This is a genomic window from Pseudomonas sp. AC083 (assembly GCF_979253165.1).
In genome coordinates this window covers 144,505-160,932 of record NZ_CEEDDH010000005.1, presented here as the reverse complement: position 1 = coordinate 160,932, position 16,428 = coordinate 144,505, and the positions used below count along the sequence as shown (strand labels likewise).

The window sequence follows — 16,428 nt, the reverse complement described above, 5'->3', positions numbered from 1 at the left end:
TGGGTGGCCCAAAGACAGATTCCAACCTTAGTCAGGCCACGACGCTTTTTGAAGTTTATTAGCGTGATGGTCGACATTCAGCGGATGGATGCAGCGCCCACAGACTCTCTGCTCAATCGAGCAAGTGACTGTCCGCCCACTCGCGGACCTTTGCGTAGGGATACTCTTCCAACGCAGCAAAACCCGGTATCGCCCGCGCCTTGAGTTTGGTGAACAACGGCACGCTGATTCCGCACAGGAACCGCGTCAGGCGTTCGGCCGTCGGTAGGCTGCCTGTGTGCTGCTCATGCCTGTGGATAAATTCACCACACAGCTGCGCGAAGTTTTTATCCACAAGCGGCGGCAATGGCGGCGGCTCGGGCAACCGCGCGATCTGGCCGTGACATACCGAACAATGGCCGCAATGTTCAGGGGCATTTTGGTCACCGAAATACTCGGCCAGGCGATAGCCGAGGCAGCGTTCGGTGGCGAACACCTCAAGCATGGCGTGAATTCGCGCCACTTCAGTCCGTTCATGGCGAGTGAAATACTCGTGCAGCTCAGCGCTCAGGGCGTCGCTGGCAAAATCACTTTGCAGCAGGCTGTAAACCTCGGTCATTTGCTTGCTTTCAAGCTCGACCCAGCCTTTTTCCTGGAAGTAATCAAGCGCTGTCACCACGCGATTGCGCTCGGCGGAATACTGCGAATACATCGCCTCGAAATCTACTGTGGCCCAGGTGCGTGCTCGCGTGGACGTTCTGATGATCGCCGCAACGAAGTCCCTGCGTTCGCCTTCGAAGCGCTGGAGCAATGCTTCAGGCTCAAGCAGATATTTGAAGCGGTATTCAGCGTAATAAGCGTAGCGCGGCGCGATCAGGCCTCGCAGTTCCAGCTGCACCAGCAAAGTCTTCAACGGCAACGAGCGAATGTTGCTCTGATCCGCCAATGGCCCAAGCAGAAACTCCCATTGCCCTTCCGGGACCGAGGCTTCGAGTTCATTGAGCACATAGCGAATCCCGTCGCGCTCGGGCGTATCACCGTAGACGAAGTTTTCCAGCACATTGAGGCTGTCGCGATTCGCTAGTACCAGGCAGTCGGAGGGCTGCCCGTCACGCCCGGCGCGGCCGATTTCCTGGCTGTAGTTTTCGATGGATTTGGGCAGATCGAAATGCACGACGTTACGGATGTCGCTCTTGTCGATGCCCATGCCGAAGGCAATGGTGGCAACAATGCAATTGGTCTGCCCGGCCATGAAGCGGCGTTGAATGTCTTCACGCTGATCGTGGGGCAAACCTGCGTGGTATGCCTCGGCCTGAATTCCATTGTGTTGAAGATGCTCGGCGATGTGCTCGGCGGTCTTCTGCAACGTCACGTAGACAATGCTCGGTTGCCCGGGACGCTCGCTCATCCATTCGACCAGACGCCGGCGCTTGTCCTGACCGCGTACAGGCTCGACCAGCAGGTTGAGGTTAGGCCGATAGAAACCGGTGGTCACTACATCGTCTGGAGATATGGCGAATTTGGCCTGCATGTCGGCGATGACTTTTGGTGTCGCCGTGGCGGTGAGCAGCAAGGCCTGCGGGATGTTGAACTGACGTTGGTAGTCCGGCAATTTCAGGTAGTCCGGCCGAAAGTTGTGGCCCCATTCGGAAATGCAGTGAGCTTCGTCGACTACCAGCAACGAGATCGGCACCTGCTGCAGAAAATTGCGGAAGCGCTCATTTTTCAGGCGTTCGACGGAGATCATCAGAATCTTCAATTCCCCCGAACGCGCACGGGCCATGACGTCGTTGGCATCCTCGCGGCTCTGCGCCGAATCGATACTGCCTGCGGAGATACCGTGGCGCTTGAGAAACGCCAGTTGATCCTGCATCAACGCCAGCAACGGCGAAACCACCAATGTCAGGTGTGGCAGTAAAAGCGCCGGCAGCTGATAGCAAAGCGATTTGCCGGAGCCGGTGGGAAAGATTGCCGCCGCGGAGCGCCCCGCCAGCACCGCGCTGACACCGGCCTCCTGACCGGGGCGAAACTGTGGATAACCAAAAACCTGTTCCAGGGTGTGGTGCATTTACTGTCACTCCTTTGACTGCTGCCATGCCCAAAGCCTAGCGGGCGATTGCAGCGAGTCGAGAAAAGGTCGGGGTTGAATCGATACTGAATGATACATGGGAAGCGAAAACCAAGCGTGTAACAATCGAAGCGTCTCGACAAACTTTCGAAAAACCAAGCTACATATATATAACAAACTTAAAAATTACAAACGCAGACACAACAGCACCCTTTATTTATAAAAACACTTCAAACTAACTTGACCGCTCTTATTCATAAGCAAGAGCAACGAAATGACAACTTTAACAATCTTTTTCTGCGGCACCGGCTCCAACAAGTTTGACGAAAACCATAAAAGCTTCTGGGACGGCGAAATCGTTTCTACGCTCGCTGCACACCACAGCGGACGCGAATTTGCCGAGTGGATCGTCGTCGACGGCCCTGGCAGCGGCAATCTGCAAGCCGACGACCTGTTCACCAAGACGTCTGAATACGGCTTGTCCGGCACGCTGTTCGGCAAAGGCTGGGATGAAAACGTGCAGCACGCGTTGAATATCATCAAAGGCAAATGCGATTGGCAGCGTAAACAACTTACCGAGGCAGAATATAACCGTCTGAAAGCCGCAGGTATTCCTATTGAAGATGTAAAAGTGGAAGGCTCCTGGTTCTGGCGCCAGTACAACTATGGCGACCGGAGTATCACGCAACAGAAGTTGCAGGAACAGATCATCAAGACTTTCCGCAAGGACGGCATTATTCCGACGCGTGTCAATCTGCTCGGCTGGAGCCGGGGTGGTATCAGTTGCCATATGCTTGCCAATGCAATGTCCAGGGACGCTGCGCTCAAACATATTCCGGTGAATATCTTTGCGATTGATCCAGTCCCGGGAATTGGCAACTTCCAGGAAAACCGCGTCAAACTCGAATCCAACGTCAAGGAATACATCGCTTTCTATGCCCGCGACGAGCGCTCAAAAGGCTTCAGCTGCGTGATCCCGCAAACCGCTACCGGCACCAGGACTTCGATCTATCCAATGGCCGGTCGCCACGCCACCCTTGCTGGCAACGCCACGGCGCTCGGCGGCGAGCCGAGTAGCAGCAGCGACCTCAACGCGCTGATCGAGCCCGGCCGCATCGTTCGCCATCTCGCCGAGACCTGCCTCAAGCGCTGGGGCGCGCCACTGAGCAAAACTCTCAACCTGAACGATACCGACCTGCGCCGCCTCACCGGCGCCATCGTCAGCGACGAAGCTCGCTACAAGAAGATGCATACTCAGTCCTACACCTACTTCACCGAGCTGGATAAAGGTGAACGCTATGTCTCGCTGGGCAGCAACGGCGTGCCATTCTCGGCAGTCAAAGGCACGATCTACCGGCCGGCGACCGGACTGACCACAAGCCTGCTGGATATTTCCGGTTACCAGCATCTGCGTTGAAAGGCGTTGAAGAATCGGTAGCAACGTCTGGCGCTTTGTTCGTCCCATTCCTACTTCACGCGATGCCTTGTCGGCTATCGCGAGGCGGTGGTGCGAACCTATAGTCGTGGGTGTCGCTGCTTTGATCAGCGACACCCACATCACCCACGCTCTGTACCTGCTGACAGGACGGCTGCGAGCTGCTGCAAGTCGCGCAGACACAGATGCTCAACTGGAAAGCCCCTGCCTAAGGCGAGCAGCCTGATCGCCGCCAATCATCTGTCGGCGACCAGGCACCAGTCATCGTTATCAACACTTCAGCATTGCCTGAAAGTAAGTCACTGGCGTACATTGACCATGATTTTTATTGAGACTTCAGTCTTCACCCGCCGAGTAAGAGAGTTACTGGACGACGATGCCTACGCCACCTTTCAAAAGCAGTTGGTCGCAAACCCGTCTATTGGCGATGTAATCGAAGGAACCGGCGGGGTGCGTAAAGCACGAGTCGCCTCCAAAGGCCAAGGCAAACGGGGTGGCGCACGGGTTATCTACTACCACTTCGTTTCAGCATCACAGATCGCGTTGTTGATGATTATCCAAAAAACGAGCAGCAGGATCTTACCCATGACGAACGGAAAGCACTGAAGGCCATGATTGGAAACTGGAGGTAACCATGAGCAAGTTTTTTGATGAGCTGATGGAAAGCGTGCAGGAAATGGATGAGATTCTTCGGGGTGAAAAAAAGCCGTCCCGCGAATTCTATGTGGATGCATTACAGGTTAAACAGATTCGCAAAGCGACGGGAATGACGCAGGCAAAGTTCGCAGCCTTGATCGATGTCCAATTGGGAACGTTACGCAATTGGGAGCAAGGTCGTCGTCAGCCGACTGGCCCGGCCAAAGCACTACTCAAGGCCATTCATAACGATCCTGTCCATGTGCTGAGTGCACTGGCTGATTGACACATAGCCAGGGCAAGCCACGTCTTTGACGTCCAACCAAGCTGCATTTCAGATCGGAAATAAAAAACCGCCCCAAAGGGCGGTTTTTTATTCACTGCAAACCGCTACTTACAACTTCGGCCCAGCCGCCTTGATCGCGTCGCTCACTTCGAACTTCTTGAAGTTCTCGATGAACAGACCGGCCAATGCTTTCGCTGCCTCGTCGTACGCCGCCTTGTCAGCCCAGGTGTTGCGTGGGTTGAGCAGGTTGGTGTCGACGCCCGGAACGGCCAGTGGCACATCGAGGTTGATGGTGTCGAGGTGCTCGGTGGCGGCACCGATCAGTGCGCCGCTCTGGATCGCTGCGATCACCGCGCGGGTGGTCGGGATGTTGAAGCGTTGGCCGACGCCGTAGCCGCCGCCGGTCCAGCCGGTGTTGACCAGGTAGACCTTGGAGCCGAAGCCGCGGATGCGCTTGATCAGCAGTTCTGCGTACTCACCAGCCGGACGCGGAAAGAACGGTGCGCCGAAGCAGGTGGAGAAGGTCGACTTGATGCCGCTGCCCGAACCCATTTCAGTCGAGCCCACCAGTGCGGTGTAGCCGGACAGGAAGTGGTAGGCCGCTTGCTCTTCGTTGAGGATCGACACTGGCGGCAGCACGCCGGTCAGGTCGCAGGTCAGGAAGATTACCGCGTTTGGCTCGCCACCCAGGTTCTTCTCGGAACGCTTGGCAACGTGCTCCAGCGGGTAGGCGGCGCGGCTGTTCTGGGTCAGGCTGACATCGGCATAATCGGCGTGCTTGGCATCGTCGATGACGACGTTTTCCAGCACTGCGCCGTGCTTGATGGCTTTCCAGATAACCGGCTCGTTCTTCTCGGAGAGGTCGATGCACTTGGCATAGCAACCGCCTTCGATGTTGAACACCACGCCTTCGCCCCAGCCGTGTTCATCGTCACCGATCAGGTAACGGCTTTCGTCAGCCGACAGGGTGGTTTTACCGGTGCCCGACAGACCGAAGAACAGGGTCACATCGCCTTCTTCGCCGATGTTGGCAGCGCAGTGCATTGGCAGCACGTCAGCGGCCGGCAGCAGGAAGTTCTGCACCGAGAACATGGCTTTCTTCATCTCGCCGGCGTAACGCATGCCGGCGATCAGCACTTTCTTCTGCGCGAAGTTGATGATCACGCAACCATCGGAGTTGGTGCCGTCACGCTCAGGCACGCACTCGAAGTTGGCGACGTTGAGCACTTGCCATTCTTCACGGCCAGCCGGGTTGTACTGGGCCGGGTTGATGAACAAGCAACGACCGAACAGGTTCTGCCAGGCAGTCTGCGTGGTCATTTTCACGGCCAGGTAGTGATCTTCCGCCGCGCCTACATGCACGTGGGAAACGAAGTGCTCTTGCGCGTTGTTGAAGGCCTCGACGCGAGCCCACAGGGCATCGAACTTGTCGGCCGGGAACTTGCGGTTGATCGGGCCCCAGGCAATAGCGGCCTGGGTGGACGGTTCTTCAACGATGAAACGGTCGACTGGCGAGCGGCCGGTGCGGTGACCGGTGCGAACAACCAGAGCGCCGGTATCGGCAAGCTCGCCTTCACCGCGATTCAGGGCTTCTTTTACCAGATCATCAACACTCAGATCGGTGTACACGGCGTTATTGGCTTGCGTCATGAGGTTCCCCGTCGGCCAGTGGCCGAGTGTGCTCCAAACGTTTTGTAGTAGAAAGTCGTGCACTACTACCGCGAAAAAAGTGGGCCGGATTATGCCAGAAAAGCCCAAAAAGAGTAGGGTCCTCCCGTCGTAACGGCGATATTCCGTCATTACGCAGTGAATTTACCTGCGCTGAACCGTTTTAGTGACGGGTATCTGACGGCGTATCGACGCCTGCGCCAGCGAACAATTGAGCAATATCGGCCGCGTCGAACAGGTACTGCTGATTGCAGAACTGGCAATCGATCTCGACTTTACCGCCCTGCTCGGCTGCCAGCGCCAGCGCATCTTCCAGCCCAAGACTGACCAGCGCATTGCCGGAGCGTTCCCGCGAGCAACTGCAACTGAAGCGCAAATGCTGCACATCGAACAGGCGCACCTGTTCTTCGTGGTACAGGCGATGCAGGACGGTTTCGTTGTCCAGGCTCAGCAGCTCATCGGCGCTCAAAGTGCTGGCCAACGCGGTAACGTGCTGCCAGCTGGCGGCGCGATCCTCTTCGTCTTTCAAGCGATCGGCGGGGAGTTGTTGCAGCAGCATGCCGCGGGCACGACGACCGTCGGCGAACAGCTTGAAGCGCGTGCCAACCTGCTGCGACATGACGAAATAGTTGGTGAAGCAATCCGACAGGGTTTCGCCGTCGAGATCAACAATGCCCTGATAGCGCTGGCCAACAGTCGGGTCGACGGTGAGGGCTAGAACGCCGTCCGGCATCAGATCGCTCAGGGTGGCGTCTGCGGCGATCTGCTCGGCGTTGTAACGCGCCAGACCACGGATCTCACGCTCGCTGGAGCACTCGATCATCAGCAGCGGAATAGGCCCTTCCGAACGCGCCTGCAAGATCAGCAAGCCATCGAACTTGAGCGTGCCGACCAGCAACGACGCGGCCGCCATCAGTTCGCCGAGCAACTGCGCGACCGGCTCCGGGTAGGGGTGTTTGGCGAGGACTTCGGCGTAGCTGCGCTCCAGCGCTACCAGTTCGCCGCGAGTGTCGCTGTCATCGAAGATGAAGCGTTGAGTGAAATCGGTATCCGCTAGGTCGGTCATAGGTCTGGGTATCTGAATGTGATGACAAAATGATTACAAAACGTGAAAATTTGCGCTTGCTGGCACTTTTTTTGGTGCCGGCGCTTTTTCGCCATGGGAGGCATTTTATGAACAATCCGGGTTTGTTCCAATCAAGGTGGAACCTCGGCCGGCTGGTTCTGTGTAACGTAGTGCCGTTGGCGCTGCTGGCTTTCTGGTTATGGCCTACCGGCCAGATGCTGTGTGTGATTTTCGACGAGTGGCTGTTCCGCTCGCTGAATGCACCGCTGGCCAGCAACCCGATATGGCTCCACATTTGGGCAATTGCAAGTCTGCGCCCGTTCGACATCGTCGTCGGACTGATTCTGCTGACGCTGCTGATCAAGGGCGACTGGGTCTTCAGGGCGATCGACGTGCGTCGCGCGTTCTTCGGTTTTTTCTCGATCCTGCTGCTGATGGTGGTGATCCGCGCGCTGTTTTCCAAATTCGCCGATCACATGGGCTGGCAGCACAGCAGCCCGTCAATGGTGCTTGAGGGCGCCGTGCACATCAGCGATTACTTTCCGCACCTGGAAAAAACCTGGGAGCTGAAGGACCGTTCCGGCCAGAGTTTCCCCGGTGATCATGCCTCAGTGCTGTTGATCTGGGCATTGTTCATGGGCGTGTTCAGCCGCACCGTCGGACAATTTCTAACAGTATGGGGTCTGGCAGTGTTGTTCATGCTGCCGCGTCTGGTGGCCGGTGCGCATTGGGGACAGGACGATTACATCGGCGGCGTGCTGCTGGCGGTGTGGGCGTTGGGCTGGGGTTACTACACGCCGTTCGCCTGGCACGCGGCGAACTTCTGGTTGAAGCTGACCGCGCCGGTTTTCGCGCTGCTGGGCAAGCTGCCGATGGTGTCGCGGATGAGTGTGGTGCGTAGCGCCTGATACCGCGTCGTACTCGATTCGCGAGCAGGCTCGCTGCCACAGACGACTCGATCGAATGTGGCAGCGAGCCTGCTCGCGAAGAGGCCGGCACAACGTTTCAATCTTCGTTGCTGCTACCGCGAAACTTGAACAGATCACGCCGCTGTTTCTTGCTCGGCTTGCCATCGGTGCTCACGCCCAACGACCCTGCCTTGCGCATTGCCGCAGCCGCTTCACGCTTGGCGACACTCGCCTCGGTCTCGGCATACAAGGTCTGCGCCTCGGGTGCGCCACGACGCACGATCGACAATGCCTCGACCCTCACCGTGCGCACTTCGAAGCCGGTACGAATCTCGAACTCATCACCGATGCGCGGCTCCTTGCCCGGTTTGCAGCGCTCGCCACGGCAATGCACCTTGCCACTTTCAATGGCGGTTTTGGCCAATGCACGGGTCTTGTAGAAACGCGCTGCCCATAGCCATTTATCGAGACGGACCTTGTCGTCCTCCTCCTGCTTCTGTCCCATATGAATTCCTCGCTCAGCCAGTAGTCGGAACTGTACTACCGTTTCTGTCGGGCGCAAGAACTCGGCCCTCCAGATAGACTGTGATCTTCGCCGCCTGACCGGCCTGGAGTGACCGTGACTAAATTTCCATCTTCGTTGACCTCACCCAAGGGCGGTTGCCAGGGCTGCCAGCAGAGCGAGCCGCTGGACTTCGATTTTGCCTTCGCCTACCAGCCGATCGTCGACCTGCGCGACCAATCGGTATTCGCCCATGAAGCGCTGGTGCGAGGCGTGGCCGGGGAAGGTGCACTATCGGTGTTAAATCAGGTTACAGAAGATAACCGCTACCGTTTCGACCAGCTCTGCCGGACCCGCGCCATCGAAGGCGCGGCGAGCCTTAATATGCAGACACACTTGTCGATCAACTTTTTGCCCAACGCCGTCTACCGTCCAGAGCTATGCATTCGCAGCACGCTGGAGGCCGCACGCAAACACAACTTTCCGATCGACCGGCTGATTTTCGAAACCCTGGAAATCGAGCACGTAGATAATTATCGCCATTTGACCAATATTCTGCGTGAATACCGCGAATTCGGCTTCAAGACCGCCATCGACGATTTCGGTGCCGGTTATTCGGGGCTCAATCTGCTGGCTGATTTCCAACCGGACCTGATCAAACTCGACATGGCGCTGATCCGCGATGTTGACCAGGACCGTGTCCGTCAGGTGATCGTGCGGGGGATTGTCACAATGTGTGCGGAGTTGGACGTTACAGTCATTGCCGAAGGCATAGAAAGCGCCGGGGAACGGGATTTCCTCGCGGACTGTGGAATATTCCTGATGCAGGGCTACTGGTTCGCCAGACCCGCATTCAAAGCATTGGCCCAGGTGCCGGACGAGGCCTGGAAGCGTTAACCCTTGGTTTTTTTCTTTGAAGACATTTGATCATTTGACCGTTGTCGGTCTGCGCGAGTGGGTGGCGCTCCCGGGCCTGGGAGTCGCCGGCCTGCGCGCCAAAATCGACACTGGCGCCAGCACCTCCAGCCTGCACGCCACCGATATCGAACCGTTCGAACGCGACGGCGAGAAATGGGTGCGCTTCACTGCGCATCTCGGCACGGTGGTGCAGTTGCGTCACCGGCGCTGCGAAGCGCCGCTGGTCACGCGCAAAACCATCAAGAGCTCCAACGGCCATGCACAAGTGCGCTATGTGATCAGCACCACGCTGGCCCTGGGCGATCGGGTCTGGCCGGTAGAGTTCACCCTGGCCTGCCGCAAGTCCATGCGTTATCGCCTGTTGCTCGGTTCCAAAGCCCTGATCGATGGCCAGTTGGTGGTCAATCCGGGCATCAAGTATGTACAAGACAAGCCGGTGTTCCCGGTATCTACCTCCTCCACAGGTGTTGCATGAAGATCGCTGTGCTGTCGCGTAATCCGCGTCTGTATTCCACCCGCCGTCTGGTCGAAGCCGGAATCGAGCGCGGGCATGAAATGGTGGTGATCGACACCTTGCGCGCCTACATGAACATTGCCAGCCACAAGCCGCAGATCCATTACCGCGGCAAACCGCTGGAAGGTTTCGACGCGGTGATCCCGCGGATCGGCGCGTCGGTGACGTTCTACGGCTGCGCGGTATTGCGTCAGTTCGAAATGATGGGCGTGTTCCCGCTCAACGAGTCGGTGGCCATTGCCCGCTCGCGGGACAAATTGCGTTCGCTGCAACTGCTATCGCGGCGCGGCATCGGTTTGCCGGTCACCGGCTTTGCCCACTCGCCGGACGACATCCCCGATCTGATCGCCATGGTCAACGGCGCACCGCTGGTGATCAAGGTGCTCGAAGGCACTCAGGGCATCGGCGTGGTGCTGTGCGAAACCGCGACGGCGGCAGAGTCGGTGATCGAAGCGTTCATGGGCCTGAAGCAGAACATCATGGTTCAGGAATACATCAAGGAAGCCGGCGGCGCGGATATCCGCTGCTTCGTGGTCGGCGACAAGGTGATCGCCGCAATGAAGCGCCAGGCCAAACCGGGCGAATTTCGTTCCAACCTGCATCGCGGCGGCAGCGCCAGCCTGATCAAGATCACCCCGGAAGAACGCATGACCGCATTGCGCGCGGCCAAGGTCATGGGCCTGGCAGTGGCGGGTGTGGATATCCTGCGTTCCAATCACGGGCCGCTGGTGATGGAAGTGAACTCGTCGCCGGGACTGGAAGGCATCGAGACCACCACTGGCAAGAATGTCGCCGGGATCATCATCGAGCATCTGGAAAAGAATGGCGGGCCGAATATGACCCGCACCAAGGGCAAGGGCTAGAGAAGCAGCTGCTAGCGGCAAGCTTCAAGCGGCAAGTGAAGTCGCTCTTGCTTGTAGCTTGTAGCTTGTAGCTTGTAGCTTGTAGCTTGTAGCTTGCAGCTGCCTCTAAACCGCATCTCTCGGCAACATCAATCCCAGCGGCAATCTCACGCGGGCCTCAAGTCCACCCCCGGAGCGGTTGCGCAATTCGACATTGCCGCCATGCATCGCCGCAATCCTTTTCACGATCGCCAGCCCCAGCCCGGTGCCTTTGCCACCGCGAGCCCGATCACCTCGGGTAAACGGGTTGAAGATCGCCTCCAGCTCGGACGGATCAATCCCGGCGCCACGGTCCATCACGCTCAGGACCACATACGGCGCGCTGGTATCTCCGGACACATAAGCCGCGACCTCAACTCCCGTGCCGGCATGGTTCAAGGCGTTGCCGATCAGGTTGTTGAGCAGGCGTTTCATCGACACTCGACGCAGCGGAAACGGCTGGATCGGTTCCAGGCGCAGACGCACTTTCTCTTCGTTCTGGTTGTACGGCGCGGCGACTTCGCGCACCAGATCGCTGAGGTCGACCTCTTCCACCGACTCATCACGACCATCGCGAATGAACGCGAGGAACTGGTCGAGAATCGCGTCCATGTCTTCGATATCGCGAACCATGTCGTCGGTGAGGTCGGTGTGATCGCCCATCAGTTCCAGCGACAGGCGCAAGCGCGTCAGCGGTGTACGCAAGTCGTGAGAAACCCCCGCCAGCATCAGCTCGCGCTCACGCCCGGCCTGTTCGACGTCCTCGGCCATCTGGTTGAAGGCGCGATAAACCTCGGTCATTTCGCTCGGCGTATCACTGATCGGCAGACGTACGCTGCGGCCCTGGCCGAGTTGCCGCGCGGCATACACCAGACGCTTCAACGGCTGGTTGAGCTGGCTGACGAAAATCCATGCGGAGGCTGTCGACAACAGGCCGATGGCGAGGAACCAGCCGAGCACGTTCCAGATTTTCTGGCCGCGCAGCGGATGCGGATACAACGGCACTTTCAGCCAGCCATCGCCCAGACTCGGCGCCCTCACCCACAGCGCTGGTGGCGAGTGCATGCGCAAACGCACCTCGGTGTCGGCACCCAGTTCCGCCTGCATCTGACGTTGGTAGATTTCGCTGTACGGCCAGTGCTGCTCGCCTTCCGGCACACCGGCGCCAACCACGCGGATCAGGGTCGCGGCATCGGCGATTTTTGCGCGGTTTTCTTCGTCGGCGGCCCAATAGGCGCGCAGCGTCAGAGCGACGCCATGGCTGTATTGGCGATCCACCAGCACGTCCTCGTTCATCAACAGATAAACCAGGGTCAGCGCCTTGGAAAACAGCACGACGATCAGCACCAGCCAGAGGGTGCGGGAGAAAAAACTTTGGGGGAACCAGACGGGGGTTTTCATCTTTAACCGCTACACACTTGCAGGAGCGAGCAATGCTCGCATATTGCGGATTGCGAGTCTGTGGCAATGGCCGTGCGGCCAGAGCCTTGCAGACCCGCTCCTACAAATCACCGATCACTTGGTGGCGGTGCCATCCGGTACGAACACGTAACCCACGCCCCAGACGGTCTGGATGTAGCGCGGTTTCGACGGATCGGGTTCGATCATCCGGCGCAGACGCGAGATCTGCACGTCGATGGAACGCTCCAGCGCATCCCATTCACGGCCACGGGCGAGGTTCATCAGCTTGTCGCGAGTCAGCGGCTGACGCGCGTTCATTACCAGCGCCTTGAGTACAGCGAACTCACCGGTGGTGAGCATGTGCACTTCATCGCCACGCTTTAGCTCGCGGGTCGCCAGCGACAAAACGTAATCACCGAAGGTGACGTTTTCGTCCTCACTGCCCGGTGCGCCCGGCACCGGTGCGGCCTGACGGCGCAATACCGCTTTGACCCGAGCCATCAGCTCGTCGGGGTTGAACGGCTTGGCCAGGTAATCGTCGGCGCCCAGTTCAAGGCCCTTGATACGGCTCAGCTCATCGCCCTTGGCGGTGAGCATGATGATCGGAATCTGGTTGTTCGCGCTGCGCAGGCGGCGGCACGCGGTCAGGCCGTCTTCGCCCGGCAGCATCAGGTCGAGGACGACCAGATTGAACACTTCACGCGCCAGCAGACGGTCCATCTGCTCGGTGTTCGGAACGGTACGGGCACGGTAGCCCTTGCTGACGAAGAAACGCTCCAGCAGGCTGCTCAGCCCCGGATCGTCATCAACGATAAGAATTTTTTCGCCTTCAGCCGTTTGTGCAGTGCTGCTCATTGGATGCTCCTTTTAGCTCGGCGCGCATTATGGCGTAGCTGTCGTTATACGCACCGTGTGCATTGTTAGCAGATTTTTCCTTCACTGCCAGAAAACCGGGGTTTATGCCTACAGCCTGCAACGCCCCCGAATGACAGAACGCTGGTTATAATGCGCGGCGTTTTGCGCCAGGCAACGTCTGAATCGTTACCGTAAGTGGCCGGTATTTTTTCCGGCACTGTGCAGTAACTGTTCGATTTCACGGGTCAATGGGCAGCTTCTTGATCCAGGCAGCGGCAATTTTCCAGCCGCTCAATCAGCCTCCAGGCCATTATCTGCGTGCCTGCGAGCCTGCTTTCATACTATGTCAGGTGGTTTTATGGACAGCATCAACAGCCGCATCGCCGAGGAACTCGGCGTACGCCCACAACAGGTCGAAGCGGCCGTCGCGCTACTCGATGAAGGTTCTACCGTCCCCTTTATCGCCCGTTACCGGAAAGAAGTCACCGGCAGCCTCGATGACACCCAGTTGCGTCATCTGGAAGAGCGCCTGCGCTACCTGCGAGAACTCGACGAACGGCGTATCAGCATCCTCGCCAGCATCGAGGAGCAAGGCAAACTCACCCCTGCCCTCGAGCGCGACATCAAGCTCGCCGACACCAAAACCCGTCTCGAAGACTTGTACCTGCCGTACAAGCAGAAGCGCCGCACCAAGGGCCAGATCGCCCTCGAAGCCGGCCTCGGCGAACTGGCCGACGGCCTGTTCAACGATCCGAACCTGGCGCCGGAAACCGAAGCCGCGCGCTTCGTCGACGCCGAAAAAGGCGTGGCCGATGTCAAGGCTGCCCTGGAAGGCGCCAAGTACATCCTCATGGAGCGCTTCGCCGAAGACGCCAGCCTGCTGGAAAAACTGCGTAATTTCCTCAAGCAGGAAGCGATCCTCAGTGCCCGCGTCATCGCCGGCAAGGAAGAAGAAGGCGCCAAGTTCCGCGATTACTTCGAACACGACGAGCCGCTGAAAAGCATGCCGTCGCACCGCGCCCTGGCGATCTTCCGTGGCCGCAACGAAGGCATCCTCAGCTCGGCGCTAAAGGTCGGCGATGAGTTGCCTGGCACCATGCACCCGTGCGAAGGCATGATCGCTCAGCAGTTCGGCATCCAGAACCAGAACCGCCCGGCGGACAAATGGCTCGGTGAAGTGGTGCGCTGGACCTGGAAGGTCAAGCTCTACACCCACCTGGAAACCGACCTGCTCGGCGAGTTGCGCGACGGTGCCGAAACCGAAGCGATCAACGTGTTCGCACACAACCTGCACGACCTGCTGCTCGCCGCTCCGGCCGGCCCGCGCGCGACCCTGGGCCTAGACCCGGGCCTGCGTACCGGCTGCAAGGTGGCCGTGGTCGACTCGACCGGCAAGCTGCTCGACCACGCCACGGTTTACCCGCACGTGCCACACAACAAGTGGGATCAGACCATCGCCATCCTCGCCGCTCTATGCGCCAAGCATTCGGTGGACCTGATCGCCATCGGCAACGGTACTGCCAGCCGTGAGACCGACAAGCTGGCGATCGAACTGATCAAAAAATATCCAGCGATGAAAATGACCAAGGTCATGGTGTCCGAAGCCGGCGCCTCGGTGTACTCGGCCTCGGAACTGGCGGCCAAGGAATTCCCGGATCTGGACGTGTCGATCCGTGGCGCCGTATCGATCGCCCGTCGCTTGCAGGATCCGCTGGCCGAACTGGTGAAAATCGATCCGAAATCCATCGGTGTCGGCCAGTACCAGCACGACGTCTCGCAGCTGAAACTGGCGCGCGGTCTGGATGCCGTGGTCGAGGACTGCGTGAACGCCGTGGGCGTGGATGTGAACACTGCCTCCGTGGCATTGCTGGCGCGGATTTCCGGCCTCAATGCAACGCTGGCGCAGAACATCGTTGCTCACCGTGACGAACACGGCGCGTTCAAGACCCGTGCAGCGCTGAAGAAAGTTGCGCGACTGGGCGAGAAAACCTTCGAACAGGCCGCCGGTTTCTTGCGCGTGATGAACGGCGACAACCCGCTGGATTCCTCGGCGGTTCACCCGGAAGCCTATCCGCTGGTGCAGCGCATTGCCGCTGAAACCGACCGCGACATCCGCTCGCTGATCGGCGATGCCGCGTTCCTCAAGCGCCTGGATCCGAAGAAGTTCACCGACGAAACCTTCGGTCTGCCGACCGTCACCGACATCCTGCAAGAACTGGAAAAACCCGGTCGCGATCCACGTCCGGAGTTCAAGACTGCCGAATTCCAGGAAGGCGTCGAGGACCTCAAGGACCTGCAACTGGGGATGATCCTTGAAGGCGTCGTCACCAACGTTACGGCGTTCGGTGCGTTCGTCGACATCGGTGTGCATCAGGACGGTCTGGTGCACATTTCGGCGCTATCGGAGAAGTTCATCAAGGACCCACGCGAAGCGGTCAAGGCCGGTGACGTGGTGAAAGTGAAGGTCATGGAAGTCGACATTCCGCGCAAACGCGTCGGCCTGTCGATGCGCATGAGCGACACTCCCGGCGAGAAAATCGACGGTGCCCGTGGCTCGCGTCCGGGCTCGGCACCGCGCCAGTCTTCGGGCAACGCGCCGCGCAAGGAAACCGTTACCGCCGCGCCGGTGAACAACGCGATGGCCTCGCTGTTCGCCAACGCCAAACAGTTGAAGAAACGCTGATGGACATGCCGGCCGGGCTCGTCGAGAGCGCGTTTTTCAAGCTGTTGGGCTGTCGCCTGCACAGCCTCGAAACCGGGGTGGCGCAAGTCGCCCTGGCGCTTGAGCCCGAGCTGCGCAACCGCGGCGGCAAACTGCACGGCGGCGCGCTGTTCAGTCTGGTCGACATTGCCATGGGCCTGGCCTGCTCCAGCAGCCATGGCTTCGATCAGCAGAGTGCGACCATCGAATGCAAGATCAACTACATCCGCGCCGTTTCCGAGGGCGAGGTGCTGTGCACGGCGCGAGTGATCCACCCGGGCCGGCGCACGCTGGTGGTCGAAGCCGAGGTGATGCAGGGCGACAAACTGGTCGCAAAAGCGCAAGGCACCTTCGCTGTCCTGTAGATGTTGCTCATCATTTTGAGTTAATTTCGGCGCAACGAATCCTGTGGGAGCGAGCCTGCTCGCGAAGACGGTGTGTCAGTCGACGATGATATTGACTGCAAAACCCTCTTCGCGAGCAGGCTCGCTCCCACAAGGATTGAGCAGTTCTTGACTGACCGGCAAATGGCCTGCCGCTACAAACCAGGCGATAACGCCAGTTTCAACTTCACCCTTGTAGACCGTCCTGCCCACCCCCATATTGGGGC

The 16,428-nt window shown here is 58.8% G+C and carries 14 protein-coding genes and 1 pseudogene; 9 read left to right on the top strand and 6 right to left on the bottom strand.

Features of this window, described 5'->3' with window-relative positions; translation table 11 throughout:
* Window positions 1-112: 112 nt before the first annotated feature.
* On the bottom strand, window positions 113-2,047 hold the full coding sequence (locus AC0IXA_RS11045) for a RecQ family ATP-dependent DNA helicase (RefSeq protein WP_471813027.1): 1,935 nt from the start codon (window positions 2,045-2,047) through the stop codon (window positions 113-115).
* A 274-nt stretch (window positions 2,048-2,321) separates the two neighbouring features.
* Here AC0IXA_RS11045 and AC0IXA_RS11040 point away from each other — a divergent pair, with 274 nt between their 5' ends.
* The 3 genes and pseudogenes from AC0IXA_RS11040 to nadS all read left to right on the top strand — a co-directional run bounded on the left by AC0IXA_RS11040 (window position 2,322) and on the right by nadS (window position 4,404).
* Entirely contained in the window at window positions 2,322-3,464 is a 1,143-nt protein-coding gene (locus tag AC0IXA_RS11040) for a hypothetical protein (RefSeq protein WP_471813025.1), read from the top strand.
* A gap of 336 nt (window positions 3,465-3,800) precedes the next feature.
* Window positions 3,801-4,114: pseudogene (locus tag AC0IXA_RS11035) on the top strand (type II toxin-antitoxin system RelE/ParE family toxin).
* Between the two features lie 2 nt (window positions 4,115-4,116).
* Window positions 4,117-4,404 (top strand): NadS family protein, encoded by a 288-nt coding sequence (nadS, locus tag AC0IXA_RS11030; RefSeq protein ID WP_016772178.1) that lies wholly within the window; start codon window positions 4,117-4,119, stop codon window positions 4,402-4,404.
* Between the two features lie 108 nt (window positions 4,405-4,512).
* Here nadS and AC0IXA_RS11025 read toward each other — a convergent pair whose 3' ends face one another.
* Together AC0IXA_RS11025 and hslO are read right to left on the bottom strand one after the other, a co-directional pair.
* Window positions 4,513-6,054 carry a phosphoenolpyruvate carboxykinase gene (locus tag AC0IXA_RS11025; protein ID WP_101156859.1) on the bottom strand — a complete coding sequence of 514 codons (1,542 nt, stop codon included), beginning with the start codon at window positions 6,052-6,054 and terminating at the stop codon, window positions 4,513-4,515.
* Between the two features lie 181 nt (window positions 6,055-6,235).
* The gene (hslO, locus tag AC0IXA_RS11020; protein ID WP_471813023.1) at window positions 6,236-7,138 is read right to left on the bottom strand and encodes an Hsp33 family molecular chaperone HslO; all 903 of its coding nucleotides are present in this window, start codon (window positions 7,136-7,138) and stop codon (window positions 6,236-6,238) included.
* A 107-nt stretch (window positions 7,139-7,245) separates the two neighbouring features.
* On the opposite strand from hslO, the gene AC0IXA_RS11015 reads away from it, so the two are divergent.
* Window positions 7,246-8,046, top strand: coding sequence for a phosphatase PAP2 family protein (locus tag AC0IXA_RS11015; RefSeq protein WP_122693213.1), 801 nt, complete (start codon window positions 7,246-7,248; stop codon window positions 8,044-8,046).
* 97 nt (window positions 8,047-8,143) lie between these two features.
* On the opposite strand, the gene AC0IXA_RS11010 is transcribed toward AC0IXA_RS11015, so the two are convergent.
* On the bottom strand, window positions 8,144-8,551 hold the full coding sequence (locus tag AC0IXA_RS11010) for an RNA-binding S4 domain-containing protein (protein WP_471813021.1): 408 nt from the start codon (window positions 8,549-8,551) through the stop codon (window positions 8,144-8,146).
* A gap of 114 nt (window positions 8,552-8,665) precedes the next feature.
* On the opposite strand from AC0IXA_RS11010, the gene rimA reads away from it, so the two are divergent.
* Genes rimA through rimK form a run of 3 tightly spaced genes read left to right on the top strand, consistent with a single transcriptional unit; the run spans window position 8,666 to window position 10,843 of the window.
* Window positions 8,666-9,445 (top strand): S6 modification regulatory phosphodiesterase RimA, encoded by a 780-nt coding sequence (gene rimA / locus AC0IXA_RS11005; RefSeq protein WP_133337474.1) that lies wholly within the window; start codon window positions 8,666-8,668, stop codon window positions 9,443-9,445.
* A gap of 16 nt (window positions 9,446-9,461) precedes the next feature.
* The gene (rimB, locus tag AC0IXA_RS11000) at window positions 9,462-9,941 is read left to right on the top strand and encodes a retropepsin-like aspartic endopeptidase RimB (protein WP_016772184.1); all 480 of its coding nucleotides are present in this window, start codon (window positions 9,462-9,464) and stop codon (window positions 9,939-9,941) included.
* Window positions 9,938-10,843: a 30S ribosomal protein S6--L-glutamate ligase gene (gene rimK / locus AC0IXA_RS10995; RefSeq protein ID WP_024011184.1), complete on the top strand. Its 906-nt coding sequence runs from the start codon at window positions 9,938-9,940 to the stop codon at window positions 10,841-10,843. The genes rimB and rimK overlap by 4 nt, the downstream gene beginning before the upstream one ends.
* A gap of 105 nt (window positions 10,844-10,948) precedes the next feature.
* Here the strand turns inward: rimK and AC0IXA_RS10990 are convergent, their stop codons facing one another.
* Both AC0IXA_RS10990 and ompR read right to left on the bottom strand, forming a co-directional pair.
* Window positions 10,949-12,262, bottom strand: coding sequence for an ATP-binding protein (locus AC0IXA_RS10990; RefSeq protein ID WP_016770645.1), 1,314 nt, complete (start codon window positions 12,260-12,262; stop codon window positions 10,949-10,951).
* A gap of 114 nt (window positions 12,263-12,376) precedes the next feature.
* On the bottom strand, window positions 12,377-13,117 hold the full coding sequence (ompR, locus tag AC0IXA_RS10985) for an osmolarity response regulator transcription factor OmpR (RefSeq protein ID WP_016772186.1): 741 nt from the start codon (window positions 13,115-13,117) through the stop codon (window positions 12,377-12,379).
* Between the two features lie 358 nt (window positions 13,118-13,475).
* Here ompR and AC0IXA_RS10980 point away from each other — a divergent pair, with 358 nt between their 5' ends.
* On the top strand, window positions 13,476-15,800 hold the full coding sequence (locus tag AC0IXA_RS10980) for a Tex family protein (RefSeq protein ID WP_471813018.1): 2,325 nt from the start codon (window positions 13,476-13,478) through the stop codon (window positions 15,798-15,800).
* Window positions 15,800-16,183, top strand: coding sequence for a PaaI family thioesterase (locus AC0IXA_RS10975; protein WP_071174065.1), 384 nt, complete (start codon window positions 15,800-15,802; stop codon window positions 16,181-16,183). The genes AC0IXA_RS10980 and AC0IXA_RS10975 overlap by 1 nt, the downstream gene beginning before the upstream one ends.
* Window positions 16,184-16,428 lie beyond the last annotated feature (245 nt).

What these genes read in the sequence shown, in the direction of transcription:
- AC0IXA_RS11025 (WP_101156859.1), bottom strand. Translation starts at nt 6,054, where the DNA reads ATGACGCAAGCCAATAACGCCGTGTACACCGATCTGAGTGTTGATGAT.
- AC0IXA_RS11015 (WP_122693213.1), top strand. Translation starts at nt 7,246, where the DNA reads ATGAACAATCCGGGTTTGTTCCAATCAAGGTGGAACCTCGGCCGGCTG.
- AC0IXA_RS10975 (WP_071174065.1), top strand. Translation starts at nt 15,800, where the DNA reads ATGGACATGCCGGCCGGGCTCGTCGAGAGCGCGTTTTTCAAGCTGTTG.
- AC0IXA_RS10990 (WP_016770645.1), bottom strand. Translation starts at nt 12,262, where the DNA reads ATGAAAACCCCCGTCTGGTTCCCCCAAAGTTTTTTCTCCCGCACCCTC.
- nadS (WP_016772178.1), top strand. Translation starts at nt 4,117, where the DNA reads ATGAGCAAGTTTTTTGATGAGCTGATGGAAAGCGTGCAGGAAATGGAT.
- AC0IXA_RS11040 (WP_471813025.1), top strand. Translation starts at nt 2,322, where the DNA reads ATGACAACTTTAACAATCTTTTTCTGCGGCACCGGCTCCAACAAGTTT.
- AC0IXA_RS11045 (WP_471813027.1), bottom strand. Translation starts at nt 2,047, where the DNA reads ATGCACCACACCCTGGAACAGGTTTTTGGTTATCCACAGTTTCGCCCC.
- ompR (WP_016772186.1), bottom strand. Translation starts at nt 13,117, where the DNA reads ATGAGCAGCACTGCACAAACGGCTGAAGGCGAAAAAATTCTTATCGTT.
- rimK (WP_024011184.1), top strand. Translation starts at nt 9,938, where the DNA reads ATGAAGATCGCTGTGCTGTCGCGTAATCCGCGTCTGTATTCCACCCGC.
- AC0IXA_RS11010 (WP_471813021.1), bottom strand. Translation starts at nt 8,551, where the DNA reads ATGGGACAGAAGCAGGAGGAGGACGACAAGGTCCGTCTCGATAAATGG.
- hslO (WP_471813023.1), bottom strand. Translation starts at nt 7,138, where the DNA reads ATGACCGACCTAGCGGATACCGATTTCACTCAACGCTTCATCTTCGAT.
- AC0IXA_RS10980 (WP_471813018.1), top strand. Translation starts at nt 13,476, where the DNA reads ATGGACAGCATCAACAGCCGCATCGCCGAGGAACTCGGCGTACGCCCA.